The 16,770-nt window shown below is 41.2% G+C and carries 17 protein-coding genes; 2 read left to right on the top strand and 15 right to left on the bottom strand.

The annotated features are described in order from the left end of the window. Positions 1-8 precede the first annotated feature (8 nt). From atpD to mioC, 13 genes are all read right to left on the bottom strand, one after another. Entirely contained in the window at positions 9-1,400 is a 1,392-nt protein-coding gene (gene atpD / locus Q4600_RS17975; protein ID WP_102529139.1) for a F0F1 ATP synthase subunit beta, read from the bottom strand. A gap of 34 nt (positions 1,401-1,434) precedes the next feature. Beyond that, on the bottom strand, positions 1,435-2,295 hold the full coding sequence (atpG, locus tag Q4600_RS17970; protein WP_102529138.1) for a F0F1 ATP synthase subunit gamma: 861 nt from the start codon (positions 2,293-2,295) through the stop codon (positions 1,435-1,437). Between the two features lie 51 nt (positions 2,296-2,346). Continuing rightward, on the bottom strand, positions 2,347-3,888 hold the full coding sequence (gene atpA, locus Q4600_RS17965) for a F0F1 ATP synthase subunit alpha (RefSeq protein WP_102529137.1): 1,542 nt from the start codon (positions 3,886-3,888) through the stop codon (positions 2,347-2,349). Positions 3,889-3,902: 14 nt separating this feature from the next. Continuing rightward, on the bottom strand, positions 3,903-4,436 hold the full coding sequence (gene atpH, locus Q4600_RS17960; protein WP_102529136.1) for a F0F1 ATP synthase subunit delta: 534 nt from the start codon (positions 4,434-4,436) through the stop codon (positions 3,903-3,905). 16 nt (positions 4,437-4,452) lie between these two features. Beyond that, complete coding sequence (gene atpF, locus Q4600_RS17955; protein WP_055025454.1) at positions 4,453-4,923, bottom strand: F0F1 ATP synthase subunit B; 471 nt, start codon at positions 4,921-4,923, stop codon at positions 4,453-4,455. Positions 4,924-4,950: 27 nt separating this feature from the next. Further along, a complete protein-coding gene (gene atpE, locus Q4600_RS17950; RefSeq protein ID WP_012157432.1) occupies positions 4,951-5,208 on the bottom strand; it encodes a F0F1 ATP synthase subunit C in 258 nt (85 codons plus the stop codon). A 33-nt stretch (positions 5,209-5,241) separates the two neighbouring features. Beyond that, positions 5,242-6,063 (bottom strand): F0F1 ATP synthase subunit A, encoded by an 822-nt coding sequence (atpB, locus tag Q4600_RS17945; protein ID WP_102529135.1) that lies wholly within the window; start codon positions 6,061-6,063, stop codon positions 5,242-5,244. A gap of 12 nt (positions 6,064-6,075) precedes the next feature. After that, entirely contained in the window at positions 6,076-6,459 is a 384-nt protein-coding gene (locus Q4600_RS17940) for an ATP synthase subunit I (protein ID WP_102529134.1), read from the bottom strand. Positions 6,460-6,684: 225 nt separating this feature from the next. Continuing rightward, on the bottom strand, positions 6,685-7,578 hold the full coding sequence (locus Q4600_RS17935) for a ParB/RepB/Spo0J family partition protein (RefSeq protein ID WP_303517393.1): 894 nt from the start codon (positions 7,576-7,578) through the stop codon (positions 6,685-6,687). Positions 7,579-7,593: 15 nt separating this feature from the next. Beyond that, positions 7,594-8,376, bottom strand: a complete 783-nt coding sequence (locus tag Q4600_RS17930; protein ID WP_102529132.1) for a ParA family protein — start codon at positions 8,374-8,376, stop codon at positions 7,594-7,596. A gap of 57 nt (positions 8,377-8,433) precedes the next feature. After that, the gene (gene rsmG, locus Q4600_RS17925) at positions 8,434-9,057 is read right to left on the bottom strand and encodes a 16S rRNA (guanine(527)-N(7))-methyltransferase RsmG (protein ID WP_102529131.1); all 624 of its coding nucleotides are present in this window, start codon (positions 9,055-9,057) and stop codon (positions 8,434-8,436) included. 119 nt (positions 9,058-9,176) lie between these two features. Continuing rightward, on the bottom strand, positions 9,177-11,066 hold the full coding sequence (mnmG, locus tag Q4600_RS17920; protein WP_102529130.1) for a tRNA uridine-5-carboxymethylaminomethyl(34) synthesis enzyme MnmG: 1,890 nt from the start codon (positions 11,064-11,066) through the stop codon (positions 9,177-9,179). 478 nt (positions 11,067-11,544) lie between these two features. Next, the gene (gene mioC / locus Q4600_RS17915; protein WP_229370968.1) at positions 11,545-11,985 is read right to left on the bottom strand and encodes an FMN-binding protein MioC; all 441 of its coding nucleotides are present in this window, start codon (positions 11,983-11,985) and stop codon (positions 11,545-11,547) included. Positions 11,986-12,112: 127 nt separating this feature from the next. Between mioC and Q4600_RS17910 the strand changes: the two genes are divergently transcribed. Then, entirely contained in the window at positions 12,113-13,483 is a 1,371-nt protein-coding gene (locus Q4600_RS17910) for a sodium:alanine symporter family protein (protein ID WP_102529163.1), read from the top strand. Between the two features lie 95 nt (positions 13,484-13,578). Here the strand turns inward: Q4600_RS17910 and fghA are convergent, their stop codons facing one another. Together fghA and Q4600_RS17900 are read right to left on the bottom strand one after the other, a co-directional pair. Beyond that, positions 13,579-14,421, bottom strand: a complete 843-nt coding sequence (fghA, locus tag Q4600_RS17905) for an S-formylglutathione hydrolase (protein ID WP_303517395.1) — start codon at positions 14,419-14,421, stop codon at positions 13,579-13,581. 76 nt (positions 14,422-14,497) lie between these two features. Beyond that, the gene (locus Q4600_RS17900; protein WP_102529127.1) at positions 14,498-15,628 is read right to left on the bottom strand and encodes an S-(hydroxymethyl)glutathione dehydrogenase/class III alcohol dehydrogenase; all 1,131 of its coding nucleotides are present in this window, start codon (positions 15,626-15,628) and stop codon (positions 14,498-14,500) included. A gap of 143 nt (positions 15,629-15,771) precedes the next feature. Between Q4600_RS17900 and Q4600_RS17895 the strand changes: the two genes are divergently transcribed. Beyond that, complete coding sequence (locus Q4600_RS17895) at positions 15,772-16,647, top strand: LysR substrate-binding domain-containing protein (RefSeq protein WP_102529126.1); 876 nt, start codon at positions 15,772-15,774, stop codon at positions 16,645-16,647. Positions 16,648-16,770 lie beyond the last annotated feature (123 nt).

The following is a 16,770-nucleotide window of genomic DNA, read 5'->3' as shown; positions in this document are numbered from 1 at the left end:
ATGCTCAGTTATTTCTTTTTGTTAGCTTTTTCGACAGCTTCGTCGATAGAACCAACCATGTAGAACGCTTGCTCAGGAATGTGATCGAACTCACCACTCAAGATGCCCTTAAAGCCACGAATAGTGTCTTTAAGAGAAACGTACTTACCAGGAGAACCTGTAAAGACTTCTGCTACGAAGAAAGGTTGAGATAAGTATTTCTCAATCTTACGTGCGCGGAATACAGTTGTTTTATCTTCATCAGATAATTCATCCATACCCAAGATAGCAATAATGTCTTTCAGCTCTTTGTAGCGTTGAAGTACAGTTTGTACGCCGCTTGCTACATCGTAATGCTCTTGACCAACTACTAATGGATCTAATTGACGTGAAGTCGAATCCAGTGGGTCAACCGCTGGGTAAATACCTAGCGAAGCAATGTTACGAGACAGTACAACAGTCGCATCTAAGTGAGCGAAGGTTGTTGCTGGTGACGGATCGGTTAAGTCATCCGCAGGTACATATACCGCTTGTACAGAGGTAATAGAACCAGACTTAGTTGAAGTAATACGTTCTTGTAGAACACCCATTTCTTCAGCTAGTGTTGGTTGGTAACCTACTGCAGAAGGCATACGGCCTAAAAGTGCAGATACTTCAGTACCGGCCAAAGTGTAACGGTAGATGTTATCAACGAATAACAGTACGTCACGACCTTCGTCACGGAATTTTTCAGCCATTGTCAAACCTGACAATGCTACGCGTAAACGGTTTCCTGGAGGCTCGTTCATTTGACCATATACCATGGCTACTTTGTCGAGAACACCAGAATCTTTCATTTCGTAGTAGAAGTCGTTACCCTCACGAGTACGCTCACCAACACCAGCGAATACAGAAAGACCCGAGTGTGCTTTTGCGATGTTGTTAATTAATTCCATCATGTTGACGGTTTTACCAACACCAGCACCACCAAACAAACCAACTTTACCACCTTTAGCGAATGGACATACAAGGTCAATAACCTTGATACCAGTCTCTAAAAGTTCTGTTGAGCTTGACTGATCTTCGTATGAAGGAGCTTCACGGTGAATTTCATAACGCTCTTCTTCACCAATGTCGCCACATTCATCGATAGGCTCACCCAATACGTTCATGATACGGCCAAGGGTTGCAACCCCAACCGGAACAGAAATTGGTGAACCCGAGTTTACTACCTCTAGACCACGACGCAGACCATCAGAAGAACCCATAGCGATGGCACGAACAACACCACCACCTAGTTGCTGCTGAACTTCCAGCACCAAACCATTACAAGTTCCTTCACCTGTGATCTTCAGAGCGTCATATACCTGAGGTACAGAATCTTGTGGAAACTCTACGTCCACAACCGCGCCAATTACTTGGACAACAGTACCTGTGCTCATGATTAATCCTCTAAACTTGATTTCGTTACCTAACCTAAACCGCTGCAGCGCCTGAAACAATCTCCGACAATTCCTGCGTAATCGCGGCTTGTCGTGCCTTGTTGTAAACTAACTGCAAATCGCTGATCAAATCGCCTGCGTTGTCTGTTGCTGCCTTCATCGCTACCATACGGGCAGCTTGTTCAGACGCAATATTTTCGACAACACCTTGGTAAACTTGAGACTCCACATAACGAGTCAATAATACTTCCAAAATTTCTTTTGGATCTGGCTCGTAAATATAATCCCAAGGGTACTTAGCTACTTCTTCTTCCGATTTAGGCAAAGGTAGCAGCTGCTCGATCACAGGAGTCTGAGTCATTGTATTAACGAATTTGTTAAACACAATAAACAGACGATCCAGTTTACCTTCGTTGTAAGCTTGTAGCATAACTCTCACGGTACCGATTAAATCGGCTAACTTAGGCGCATCGCCTAAACCTGAGGCATGGGCAGAAACATCTCCACCAAAGCTTTTGAAAAACTGAACACTACGTGCACCAATAGGACAAAATTCAACATCTGCCCCTTGGTCTTTCCAGTTTTTCACGTCTGACACAACCTTTTTGAAAAGGTTAACGTTCAGACCACCACAAAGGCCACGGTCGGTTGACACAACAATGTAACCAACCCGCTTGGCATCTCGAACTTCCAAATATGGATGTTTATATTCAAGAGTACCTTGCGCTACGTGACCGATCACCTTACGCATATGTTCTGCATACGGGCGGCTAGATGCCATACGTTCCTGCGCTTTGCGCATTTTGCTGGCAGCAACCATTTCCATTGCAGAAGTGATCTTTTGAGTGTTTTTAACACTCGCGATCTTGGTTTTAATCTCTTTAGCGCCGGCCATTTCTACTCTCCAATCTGGGACCGAAGGTGCCCAAAGACACCTCGATAATTATTACCAGGTTTGGGTTTCAATGAACTTGTCCATGCCCGCTTTTAATTGACTTTCAATGTCTGCGTTGTAATCGCCAGAAGCATTAATAGTATTAACAAGCTCAGCATGTTCGCTGTTCATGAATGAAAGCAGAGCAGCTTCGAAGCTACCGATTTTACTTAGTTCTACAGTCTTCAAGTAGCCTTTTTCAGCTGCGAAGATTGAGATAGCTTGGGCAGCAATGCTCATTGGAGCATATTGCTTTTGCTTCATAAGTTCGGTAACACGCTCACCATGCTCAAGTTGAGCACGAGTTGCATCATCTAAATCAGATGCAAATTGTGAGAACGCAGCAAGCTCTCGATACTGTGCTAACGCGGTACGAATACCACCAGACAGTTTCTTAATGATCTTAGTCTGAGCCGCACCACCAACACGAGATACTGAGATACCTGGGTTAACAGCAGGACGTAAGCCTGAGTTAAATAAATCAGTTTCAAGGAAGATTTGACCATCAGTAATAGAAATTACGTTAGTCGGTACGAATGCAGATACATCACCTGCTTGGGTTTCAATAATAGGCAACGCAGTTAAAGAACCGGTTGTACCTTTTACTTCACCGTTAGTGAATTTCTCTACATAGACTTCGTTTACACGTGAAGCACGTTCTAATAAACGAGAATGTAGATAGAATACATCACCTGGGTATGCTTCACGTCCTGGTGGACGCTTCAATAGTAGAGAGATCTGACGGTAAGCAACTGCTTGCTTAGATAGATCATCATATACGATTAAAGAATCTTCACCGCGGTCACGGAAGTATTCACCCATTGAACAACCAGAGTAAGGTGCTAAGTATTGTAATGCTGCAGCTTCAGAAGCTGTTGCTACTACAACGATAGTGTTAGCTAATGCACCGTGCTCTTCAAGCTTACGTACAACGTTAGCGATAGTAGAAGCTTTTTGCCCTACAGCTACGTATACACATTTAATGCCTGAATCTTTCTGGTTAATAATTGCATCGATAGCCATCGCTGTTTTACCAGTCTGACGGTCACCAATGATCAATTCACGTTGACCACGACCAATTGGGATCATGGCATCAACGGCTTTATAACCAGTTTGGATTGGTTGATCTACAGACTGACGTTCAATAACACCAGGAGCAATCACTTCGATTGGAGAGTAACCATCGTTATCGACTGGTCCTTTTCCATCAATTGGCTCACCAAGAGTGTTAACAACGCGGCCTAATAAACCACGACCTACTGGTACTTCAAGAATACGACCAGTAGTCTTAACTTTTGCGCCTTCAGCTAAATTAGCATAAGGGCCCATTACTACGGCACCGACAGAATCACGTTCTAAGTTCAACGCGATTGCAAAACGGCCACCAGGCAGTTCGATCATTTCACCTTGCATTACATCGGCAAGGCCGTGAATGCGAATGATGCCGTCACTTACTGCAACGATTGTACCTTCGTTGCGAGCTTCACTAACGACGTCGAACTGCTCGATCCGCTGTTTAATCAGATCGCTGATTTCAGTGGAATTCAGTTGCATGCTCAAACTCCCAATTACGATTGTAGCTTATCAGACAAGCGCGATAAATTACCGCTAACAGAGCCATCAATGACTAAGTCGCCTGATTTAATAATTACACCGCCAATAAGCGCTGCATCTACACTACAATTCAGCTTAACTTTGCGTGCGAGACGTTTCTCAAGAGAAACACTAATTTGCTCTTGCTGCTCAGAGCTTAGCTCAGTCGCTGAAACAACAGTTGCTTCAACTTCTTTTGCCCACTCATTGCGATATTCAGCAAAAAGTAAAGATACTGATGGCAGTATCTCTAAACGACCGTTTTCAGCCATAACCTTTATAAGGTTTTGACCCTGTGCATTGACCTGCTCACCACATACTTCAATAAATAGTGAGGCAAGTTTCGCACTAGCCAATGAACCACCAAGCAACGGTTTAATTGATTCGTTTTCACTTACCAATGCCGCGAAGTTCAGCATTTCTGCCCAATCTTCAATTGCTTTATGTTCAACAGCAAAATCAAAAGCTGCCTTTGCATAAGGACGAGCAATGGTGCTTATTTCAGCCATAACTCCGATTCCTTAATTAAATTTCAGCAACAAGTTTATTAACTATGTCACTGTGAGCTTCTGGATCAATCGAACGTTGAAGAATTTTCTCTGCACCAGTTACGGCAAGAGTAGCAACTTGCTTACGCAAGTCATCTTTAACGCGATTACGTTCGTTTTCAATTTCAGCTTGACCTTGAGCGATGATTTTCGCACGCTCTGTATCAGCTTCAATTTTAGCTTCTTCAACTATTTGAGCTTTACGCTTATTAGCTTGCTCAATAATTTCATTAGCAGTCGCCTTCGCTTCTTTTAGTTGCTCATTAGCTTTCGCTTGAGCCAACTCTAGATCTTTTGCAGCACGTCCTGCATCAGCTAGCCCATCGGCAATTTTCTTCTGGCGTTCTTCGATAGCGTTCATCAATGGCGGCCATACAAACTTCATGCAAAACCACACGAAGAGTGCAAAAGAAATCGCTTGGCCTAGCAGGGTAGCGTTAATACTCATAACGACAACTCCTTCTAAGGGGGGCGATTAGCCAGCTAATTGACCTAAGAATGGGTTAGCGAATACGAAGAATAATGCAACACCAACTGCAATCATTGAGATCGCATCAAGTAGACCAGCTACGATGAACATCTTAGTTTGTAATGCTGGAGCTAGTTCTGGTTGACGAGCTGAAGCTTCTAAGAATTTACCACCTAAGATAGCAAAACCAATACCAGTACCTAGCGCTGCTAAGCCAATCATGATCGCAACAGCTATTGCTGTAAAGCTAATTACAGTTTCCATTTTATCTCCGATAAATAACTAATTTTAAATAAATTAATGTTCTTCATGTGCCATGCTTAGATATACAATCGTAAGCATCATGAAGATAAACGCCTGCAGCACAATAACCAAAATATGGAAAATAGCCCAAGGCACTGATAGTGCAAACTGAGCCCACCAAGGCATCAGTGCTATCAGAATAAAGATCAACTCACCTGCATACAGGTTACCAAACAGACGAAGCGATAATGAAATCGGTTTCGCAATCAGAGTCACTGTTTCCAATACTAAGTTTACTGGAATCAAAGACCAATGATTGAAAGGTTGTAAGGTCATTTCTTTTGTGAAACCACCAAATCCTTTTACTTTAATACTGTAAAAAACAATCAACGCAAACACACTCAAGGCTAGACCTAGAGTTACGTTTAAGTCGGTTGTTGGTACAATTTTAAGGTAAGGAACACCTAAAAATCTGTTTGCGGCTTCAGGTACAAAGTCAACTGGAATTAAGTCCATTAAATTCATCAGGAAAACCCAGACAAAGATAGTCAGACCTAATGGTGCGATAACAGCGTTACGCCCATGAAATGAGTCTTTAACGATTTTATCTACACCTTCCACGCACATTTCAACGAAACATTGAAATTTACCTGGAACGCCAGTTGTTGCTTTTTGTCCTACTTTGAAGAATGCCCACAAAAATAGAACCCCAAGACCTACTGAAAACAAAAGTGAGTCAATGTGCCAAGTCCAAAAACCGGCATCTTGACATGCATGATTAAAAGCAATTCCGCCATCAGCAGAACACATTTTCGCATTAGTCAGGTGATGCTGGATATACTCGGAAGCATTTAATGCTTCACCAGTTGTCGCCATGATTAATCTCACTTAATTTTGCTTGAAGTATAAAGGGGCTGTCCAAGGTATTAGTAATGCCAACAAATAACAGCTAAATAACGGCAAAAATGGCGTTTTTAGCATGCCAAATGCGATGGCAAACAACACAATGGTTAGCAGCAACTTTACCGCTTCCCCCAAGAAAAACATCCAAACGACTTTTCCTGACGCTTTAGCTCCCGCATGAGAGAAAGCAAGGGTTGCGAATACAAAATTAGGGAGTACAGCAATGAGACCACCTGCCAAAGCAGATAAGCCATACTGAGCTCCCCACAGAGCGAAAAAGAAAATTGAAGTTCCCCCAGCTACCGCCGCCTGTAACAACACTATTCGATAGGCTGACCACCGGCCACGACGCGCTAAAACCTTACTCAATTTTGAATCTCCGCATTAGTACTTATTTTTCCACTAGGCCATTAATGTGATCATTAACGACTCAGACAGGAAAAAAAGCATGCAAAGTATACCTTTTCACACCTTGTTTGCAACTTTGATGAGAGGTTAAACAGTGATATTAGGCGTGATTTGGCTTTATATTTCTAAAAACTCAAAATTACGCCTTGTTACAAAGTTACTATTGAAATGACTTTGTTGAGGGATTTAGTGAATTTTGCTAAGTATTCCATCTAATTCAGCAAGATCTTGGTAGTTTATTACAATTGTCCCCTTGCCTTTAGTGCCATGATTAATAGCCACTTTAGCACCTAGTTTTTCAATTAACTGTTGCTCCAAGCGGGTTACATCATGATCTTTAGTTGGTTTTTCAGCTTCTTTAGCAGGATTTAGGGCTTTATTAACTAATCGTTCAGTTTCTCGAACTGTCATTTCTTTAGAAGCGACCAATCGAGCTAAATTAGTTTGCTCTTCACCTTCAATTGCTAGCAGTGCGCGAGCATGACCCATGTCAATATCGCCATATTCTAATAAACGCTTCACAGGTTCATTTAAACTATTTAAACGTAATAAGTTAGACACACTTGCTCTAGACTTACCGACCGCATCGGCAGTTTGCTGGTGAGTTAATTCAAACTCTTCGAGTAAACGTTGTAATGCAATCGCTTCTTCCATTGCATTTAGGTCTTCACGTTGAATATTTTCAATTAACGCAATAGCAACCGCTGACTCATCAGGCACCTGTTTAACAATACAAGGGACTTTGTCTAGTTGAGCAATTTGTGATGCGCGCCAACGACGTTCACCAGCAATAATTTCATACTTTTCAGCATCAACTTTACGCACCACAATAGGTTGAATCACCCCTTGTGACTTAATTGACTCTGCTAACTCTTCTAACGCTTCAGGTGACATATCTTTACGCGGTTGATACTTACCAGACTGCAGTAAATCTAAATCGAGCATCAGTAAGCCATCTTCCTGTGGCGATTGGGTTACTTTTGCTTCTGTTTGAGTCTGTTCAGTTTTTCGGCTCGCAGCGTTGCTGTTGCTTAACAAAGCATCTAAGCCTTTACCTAAACCGCGTTTTTTTAACGTCATTTTATTCCCTTACGCTTACTTAGATTCTGTTTGTTGCTCAGCGCGGCGAATAATTTCTCCGGCTAAAGCTAAATAGGCTTTTGCACCTGCACTGGACTTGTCGTAATACATTGCTGGCGCACCAAAACTCGGCGCTTCAGCTAAACGAATATTTCGTGGGATCACTGTGCGATAAACTTTTTCACCAAAATGCTGTTTAAGTTGATCAGATACATCATTTGATAATCGATTTCGAGGATCATACATAGTACGCAAGATCCCTTCGATATTTAACGTAGGATTTACCATTGCGCCTAATTTAGTAATGGTATCGATCAGAGCAGTTAAGCCTTCTAAAGCATAATATTCACACTGCATTGGCACCAATACAGAGTCTGCCGCAGACATGGCATTCACCGTCAACATGTTCAATGAAGGTGGACAGTCAATAAAGATGAAATCATAATCATCTTTAACTTCTGCAAGTGCATTCTTTAATCGAATTTCTCTGGCAAAAAACTCCATGAGTTTGATTTCTGCAGCAGTAACGTCACCATTACCGGCAATAAGATCGTATTTACCCGTCGTATCTTTAATGACTATTTCGGCAAAAGGCTTTTCTTCGACAAGTAACTCGTAAGCCGTGTTTTCAACTTCGTACTTATCGACACCACTGCCCATAGTGGCATTACCCTGCGGATCAAGATCGATTAACAGCACTTTGCGTTTTGTGGCCGCAAGTGAGGCTGCTAAATTAACACAAGTTGTTGTTTTTCCTACGCCACCTTTCTGGTTAGCTACGGCAATGATTTTACCCACGTGTTCACCCTAAGGACATATTTACGATGTCCGATAATATTTATTCTATTGCTAGCGCTATTTTTGCTTCACTAGCTTTAACAGATGTCTTTGCTCATCTAACCTTGGTACTGTTAACGTGATTGTTTCAACCACGTCAAACCCAGCAGGAATACTGGTTAACTCAGCATCACTCAATTGGCCTTTTAGCGCATAAAATTGACCATTGTCAGCTGGTAAGTGATGACACCAAGTCAACATATCTTCAATTGACGCAAATGCACGACTGATCACACCATCAAATTTCTGCTCAGGCTCATAAGCCTCAACACGGCTTTCAACTGACGTAATGTTATTAATTTTTAATTCAAACTGAACCTGTTTTTGAAAACGGATCCGTTTTCCTAAACTGTCCAGTAATACGAATTCTTTGTCGGGATTTAAAATTGCTAATGGGATCCCTGGTAAACCTGGTCCCGTTCCGACATCAATGAACCTTTGCCCTTTAAGATAAGGAGAAACCACCAAACTGTCCATAACATGACGGATTAACATCTGTTCAGGATCTCTGACTGATGTCAGGTTATAGGCTTTATTCCATTTATTTAGCATGGTAACAAACCCAACCAATTGTTGCTGTTGAGTTTCAGTCGCTGAAATATTGGTTTCAGCTAGATAAGTTTTAAGTTGATCGGCTAGCACGCTAAGTGACCTCAAAATCAAAGGGAATCATAAATCATCGGGTATTATGAATGGCAGAAATGACTAAGGGAAGCCTCAAAGCTTCCCTTATTAGTTAAAACACAACTTTTTACTGCTATTTAGGCGCTTTTACGCAATAAACCGCGTTTTTTTAAGTGAACAAGTAAAATTGAAATCGCAGCTGGCGTCATTCCAGAGATCCGAGAAGCTTGGCCAATGGTTTCTGGCTTATGCTCATTCATCTTAGCGATGACTTCATTAGATAAGCCAGCCACTTCTTGATAATCAAGATCTAACGGTAAACTAGTGGTTTCATGACGAATGGCTTTATCGATTTCACCTTGCTGTCTTTGGATATAGCCCGAATATTTTACTTGAATTTGAACTTGTTCTGCAGCGCGTGGATCTTCAATCGCAGGGCCAAAACCTTCTAAGCTCATGAGCTTTTGGTAGTCCATTTCTGGACGGCGCAATAAATCTTCAAACGAAGCTTCACGTGAAATAGGCGTATTTAATTCAGGATTTAATACATCTAACAAAGGTGAATTATTATGAACCCAATTACTGCGTAAACGCTGTAATTCAGTTTCAATCGATTCTCTTTTCTCATTAAATTTCTGCCAACGTTCATCATCAACAAGGCCAAGTTCACGACCTTTTTCAGTCAAACGTAAATCAGCATTGTCTTCTCGCAGCAATAATCGATATTCCGCACGGCTAGTGAACATGCGGTAAGGCTCTTTTGTCCCTAAAGTTGATAGATCATCAACTAAAACACCAATATAAGCTTGATCACGTCTTGGACACCAAGCTTCTTTGCCTTGAACTTGTAATGAAGCATTCATACCAGCAAGTAAGCCCTGTGCACCGGCTTCTTCATAGCCGGTTGTACCATTGATTTGTCCAGCAAAGAACAAACCATCAATATTTTTGGTTTCTAATGAATTCTTCAGATCTCGTGGATCAAAATAATCATATTCAATGGCATAACCTGGTCGAATGATCTCAGCATTTTCCATACCTTGAATTGATCGGACTAAATTTAGCTGAACATCAAATGGTAAACTGGTTGAGATCCCGTTTGGGTAGATCTCATTAGTCGTTAAACCTTCAGGTTCAATAAATATTTGATGCGAAGTCTTGTCAGCAAAACGATTAATTTTATCTTCAATCGATGGGCAGTATCTTGGGCCAATGCCTTCAATAACCCCTGAATACATTGGACTGCGATCAAGTCCTCCACGAATAATATCGTGTGTTTTTTCATTGGTATGAGTGATATAACAAGAGACTTGCTGCGGGTGTTGGCTTACATCACCGATAAACGACATTACCGGCAATGGCGTGTCACCTTTTTGCTCTTGCATCTTGTCAAAATCAATGCTGTTTGCATCGATTCTTGGTGGTGTGCCTGTTTTAAGACGTCCTACACGAATAGGTAATTCTTTTAAACGGTTTGCTAATGCGATAGCTGGTGGATCGCCAGCACGTCCGCCGCTGTAGTTTTCTAATCCAATATGGATTTTCCCGCTTAAAAAAGTGCCTGTTGTCAGTACAACACTTGGAGACTCAAATGCTAATCCCATTTGAGTAACTACACCAATAACTTTATTATTTTCAACAACTAAGTCATCTACTGCTTGTTGGAAAATACGTAAATTAGGTTGGTGTTGAAGAATTTGTTGGATCTTTTGACGATAAAGCGCTCTATCAGCTTGTGCACGAGTGGCTCTTACCGCTGGGCCTTTGCTTGAATTTAAGGTTCTAAATTGAATACCAGCGAAATCAGTGGCTGTTGCCATTGCTCCACCTAAAGCGTCAATTTCTTTAACCAAATGACCTTTACCAATTCCGCCTATGGCCGGATTACAAGACATTTGTCCGAGGGTATCGATATTGTGAGTCAGTAAGAGGGTTTTTGATCCCATTCTTGCTGCTGCAAGTGCCGCTTCCGTTCCGGCATGACCACCACCAACAACAATTACATCAAACCGTTCATGAAAATGCATTTTGTAACCTTGGATAAAAGTAATTTTTCTAATTTACAGTTAAATCAGAATTTAAATCGAAAGACTGTTTCAGCCGAGTATTTTAGCACTTGCTTTGCCTTTCGGGAATGATCAATTTTCTCATTTTGATCAGACACGCTTCGCTTAATAGATCTTAAGATCTTTAAATAGATCTTTTTATTACTATTACTATTAGGATCGCCCTTTTCTGTGGAAAACCTTATTTTTTGTTTATAATCATTAGGTAACGACAAAACGATCCTGTGATCTAGCTGCGATCTATTTCAATATAACTTGGGGATAGATCGCCTAGTTATCCACAGGGGGGATCATTAACAAGATCGGCTGTAGATCAATACAAAGTTATGATCGGATAAAATAATAGCTTATCCACATAGTTATCTTCTAAATTAACTTATTGTGGATAAGATTGGATGATATTGTGAGTATAAATGAAGATATTAACTAAGTTGATTGATTAAATACTTGCTTGCCACTCAGATAACCAAGCTAAAGCAGCATCTTCAGGCACAGGATCCCTTTGTACATCAATTTGGATCTTATTCACAATTGGCTTTGCATCTAAACGATCTAGCTCAGAAATTATTTTTTCAGGTCCTTGGCAAAAAGTATCGTAACTTGAATCACCAATGGCACATAAAGCATATTTTAACGACTTAAGATCGCCATTATTACCAAATAATTGCCGATAAAAGGGCTCAATATTGTCTGGAAGATCGCCAGCTCCATGTGTTGAACAGACAATTAACCACAGTGAATCTGGGTCTAAATCAGTTAGATTTGGGCTTAAATGTATTTGAGTTTGGTGGCCTATATCGGTCAATTGAGCCGCCATATCATCTGCTACGTACTCGGTTCCGCCTTGCGTTGTACCGACTAATATCTCTACTTTTGCCATTTGAACACCTTATTTTTGGCTACGATTAACCATAGTTTTAAGCATAGTTTACGCAGATTTGTCATTGCACAAAGCGCTTTTTGTCCGTATTTTCAAAGATAACTTTTAACAAATGTGTAACTTATCTATGTCTCTTGTTTCTATTACGGCTGAAATTGCTGATTTAGCATGGGGGCCACACATGCTGGTTCTATTAGTCGGTGGTGGTCTTTTTTTTCTTATTTATTCTAGGTTTATCCCATTTCGTTATATTGGTCATGCCATCAATATAGTCAGAGGGAAATACCCTGAAAAAGGGGCTAAAGGCCATATTACACATGCTGGTGCGTTATCCAGTGCGATGGCAGGCACTGTGGGAATGGGCAATATTGGTAGTGTCGCCGTAGCTATAATGGTGGGTGGACCAGGTGCTATTTTTTGGATGTGGATCAGTGCGATTGTGGGGATGGCGACGAAATTCTTTACTTGTACCTTGGCTATTATGTATCGCGGTAAAGATGAAAATGGTGATGTACAAGGTGGACCTATGTACATTATCACCCAAGGACTGTCTAAGAAATGGCACTTTTTAGCGGTATTTTTCTGTGTTGTAGGCTTAGTGGGCAACTTTCCATTATTTAATGCCAATCAATTAGTGCAGATCATTCGTGAATGGCTAATCGTGAAACCGGGACATTTTCCAGCTGGTGAATCAACTTTTTGGGTCGATCTTTCCCTTGGTATTGTAGTGATGTTGATTGTCGCAAGCGTCATTTTAGGTGGGATCAAACGTATAGCATCGGTGGCATCTAAAGTGGTGCCATTAATGATCTTCATTTATATGGGTTGTGCTTTTTATGTGATAGCCACTAATTTAACTGATATTCCCGGCTATTTTGAGCTGATTATTAGTGAAGCTTTCTCACTTAATTCTGTGGGAGGAGGCATATTAGGTACTATGTTGATTGGGATCCGCAGAGCAGCTTTTTCTAATGAGGCGGGTATTGGTACTGAGGTAATGGCTCACGGGAGTGCCAAAACTAATGAACCAGTTAAAGAAGGCTTAGTAGCCATGTTAGGCCCTGCTATTGATACATTAATTGTGTGCACCGCAACGGCTATGATCATTTTAATATCGGGGGTTTGGCAAGGCGGGGAAGCGCAAGGTGTGAACTTATCAGCTCAAGCATTTGAAGTGACTATGCCTGGCGTTGGTCCCTATTTACTGATCCTTTGTGTGGTGTTTTTCAGTATTAGTACCATTTTCACGCAAGCTTTTTACGGTGGGCAATGTTTTGCATTTTTATTTGGCCGTAAAAGACTACGTTTATATCAGTGCTTTTTCTTGCTGGCGATCTTATTTGCTGCAACAGCCACAATTCAAGAAATCGTTAATATTATTGATGCTGCTTATGCCTTAATGGCGATTCCAACCATGACCTCTGCAATTTTATTAGCCCCTAAAGTCAGAGCTGCTTCTAAGAAGTACTTTGCAAAATTGGCGCAAAATAATTCATAAATGTGTCGTGAATTCTAAAATATATTCATTATAACGGATCAAAAAGGGAGTGATTATTCACTCCCTTTTTGTGTTCGGTCATAAGAAATAATGACTTACTTTAATAAGTACTTTGCATGAAACCGAAGATGATCTTCTATAAAGCTACTAATAAAGAAGTAGCTATGATCATAACCTTCCTGCATGCGTAATGTCAGCGGGTATTGCTGAGTTTTGGCGGCATCAACTAAGGTATCAGGCTTTAGTTGTTCAGTTAAGAAGTTATCTTCAGTGCCTTGATCCACCAGCATAGGCAGTTTAACCGTTGAGTTTTTCATTAATTCACTACTATCGTACTCAGCCCAGGTGGTTTGATCTGATCCTAAATAACCATTAAAGGCCTTTTGTCCCCAAGGGCAATTTATAGGGTTACAGATCGGACTAAATGCTGAAATTGACTGATATTGCTCTGGGTTTTTTAGGCCAATCGAAATAGCGCCATGGCCGCCCATTGAGTGACCACTAATACTGCGCATGTTACTGACAGGAAAATGCTGCTCAATTAATGTTGGCAGCTCTTTCACCACATAGTCATACATTTGATAGTGAGTATTAAAGGGGGCTTGGGTAGCATTGAGGTAAAACCCTGCTCCTAATCCAAAATCATAGGCTGCAGATTCATCATCTGCGACATTCTCACCACGTGGACTGGTATCTGGGGCAACGATGGCGATACCTAATTCTGCGGCGACACGCTGAATACCTGATTTTTGCATGACGTTTTCGTCGGTGCAGGTGAGTCCTGACAGCCAATAAAGCACGGGAACTTTTTGTGAAGCGGCTTGTGGCGGCAGATAAATAGCAAAGCGCATGTGGCAATTTAGTGTATATGAATGGTGGCGATATTGCTTTAGCCAGCCGCCGAACATTTTATTACTACTGACGTTTTCTAAAGTCATTTGATTGATCGCTTATGATAAAAATGCCCTTAGCAGAAGGTTATGGGCATGATATTAATCCAATACAACAATAATATTACTTATCGAAGTGAATGACTGAACGAATGCTTTCACCGCTATGCATTAAGTCAAAGGCATCATTTATTCCTTCAAGACCCATGGTATGAGTAATGAAGTGATCCAGCTTAAATTCACCATTTAAGTATTGCTCAACAATACCGGGTAACTGACTACGCCCTTTAACACCGCCAAATGCACTCCCTTTCCAAACTCGACCAGTGACCAATTGAAATGGACGGGTTGAAATTTCTTGGCCTGCACCGGCAACACCAATAACAACCGATTCGCCCCAGCCTTTATGACAACACTCAAGCGCACTGCGCATGACATTAACGTTACCAATACATTCAAACGAGAAATCTACCCCGCCATCCGTCATTTCCACAATGACATCCTGAATCGGTTTGTCATAATTTTTGGGATTAATACAATCCGTCGCGCCTAATTTAGTGGCTAATTCAAATTTTGATTCGTTTAAATCAACACCAATAATGCGACTCGCACCAGCCATAGTGGCACCAATAATGGCTGATAAACCAATGCCGCCTAGGCCGAAAATGGCCACAGTGTCGCCTTTTTGCACTTTAGCGGTATTAAATACGGCGCCCATACCTGTTGTTACACCACAGCCTAATAAACACACTTCTTCAAGTGGGGCTTTTGGATTCACTTTTGCTAAAGAAATTTCTGGAAGCACGGTATATTCTGAAAAGGTTGAGCAGCCCATGTAGTGGAAAATTGGCTGACCATCTTTATAAAAGCGTGTCGTACCATCAGGCATTAAACCTTTGCCTTGGGTTTCACGTACTGCGCTACATAGGTTGGTTTTACCTGAAGTACAGAATTTACATTTACCACACTCGGCTGTGTATAGCGGAATGACGTGGTCACCTACTTGTACACTGGTAACGCCTTCACCGACCATTTCCACAATACCGCCACCTTCGTGACCTAAAATGACCGGGAAAATACCTTCTGGATCATCGCCTGACAAGGTGAAAGCATCGGTATGACAAACACCAGAAGCAATAATCTTAACCATGACTTCACCAGCTTTTGGATACATGACATCCACTTCTTCAATTGATAATGGTTGTCCCACTCCCCATGCAACAGCGGCTTTAGATTTTATATATTGTGCTGACATTGTGTTTGTCCTTTTAGCGTGACGATAAAAATGTGGATCTACACAGTGTAGATCATACCGTGTAGAAGATAAGTCTATTGTATTTATTTTCTGTCAGTTGATAATAAGCTTAAATTGCAAATAACTTTTACGAGTGAGTAACAATGCTGCCATGGGAAGGGGTTTATGAATTTGTCGCGGTGGCTGAAACGGATAGCTTTACTGCTGCGGGTAAGCGTTTGTCGATTTCAACAGCACAAGTCAGTCGTCAAATTAGTCAAATTGAAAATAGACTAAGTACCAAACTGTTTTATCGCACGACACGAAAAGTATCGTTAACCGAAGAAGGACAGGTTTTTTATCGTCATTGCCGTCAAGTTATCGATGGTCTTGAAGAAGCTGAGCGGGCGATAACCAGTTTACAGAATAAGCCTCAAGGCCTGATTAAACTGACAGCGCCTGTAACTTACGGTGAAAAATTTATTATGCCGATTGTGACTGACTATATGCAGCAATATCCAGATGTAGAAGTTATATGTGAGTTAACCAATCGACAATTAGATTTGGTAGAAGGCGGCTATGATCTTGCTATTCGTTTAGGCCGATTAGCAGACTCAAGCATGATGGCTAAACGATTAACTAGCCGAGAACAATTTGTTTGCGCTTCGCCTGAGTATATTAGCCGTTTTGGTGCACCTTATTCGTTATCAGAACTGAGCCAGCATAATTGCTTAATCGGCTCACAATCCCATTGGCACTTTACTGAATCAGGTAAAAATAGAAGTATAAAAGTGCAAGGGAACTTGCAGTGTAGTAGTGGCATTAGTTTACTTGATGCGGCATTAAAAGGCTTAGGTATTGTACAACTGCCAGGATATTACGTTCAGCAGGCTATTAACGATAATAAGTTAACGGTATTACTGGCACCGTTTCAACAAGAAAAAGAAGGGATTTGGGCCTTGTACCCACAAAACCGTCATTTATCGCCTAAAGTAAGACTATTAGTAGATAAATTGACAGTTTCTCTTACTCAGCAGTAATTTACTTGTTATTTCCCTCGATTTTATTGTGAGTTACCGATTTGGAACCTATTCCAAATCGGTAACTCACATCCATATTTGATTAAATTATGCGCTACATTTCATTTTTGAATATCTACTCCT

Origin of the sequence: Shewanella sp. 2_MG-2023 (assembly GCF_030548905.1) — a bacterium.
GTDB classification, from domain to species: Bacteria; Pseudomonadota; Gammaproteobacteria; order Enterobacterales; family Shewanellaceae; genus Shewanella; species Shewanella electrodiphila.
Note: the sequence above shows the minus strand (reverse complement) of the source record. Positions and strands in the feature narration are given on the sequence as shown.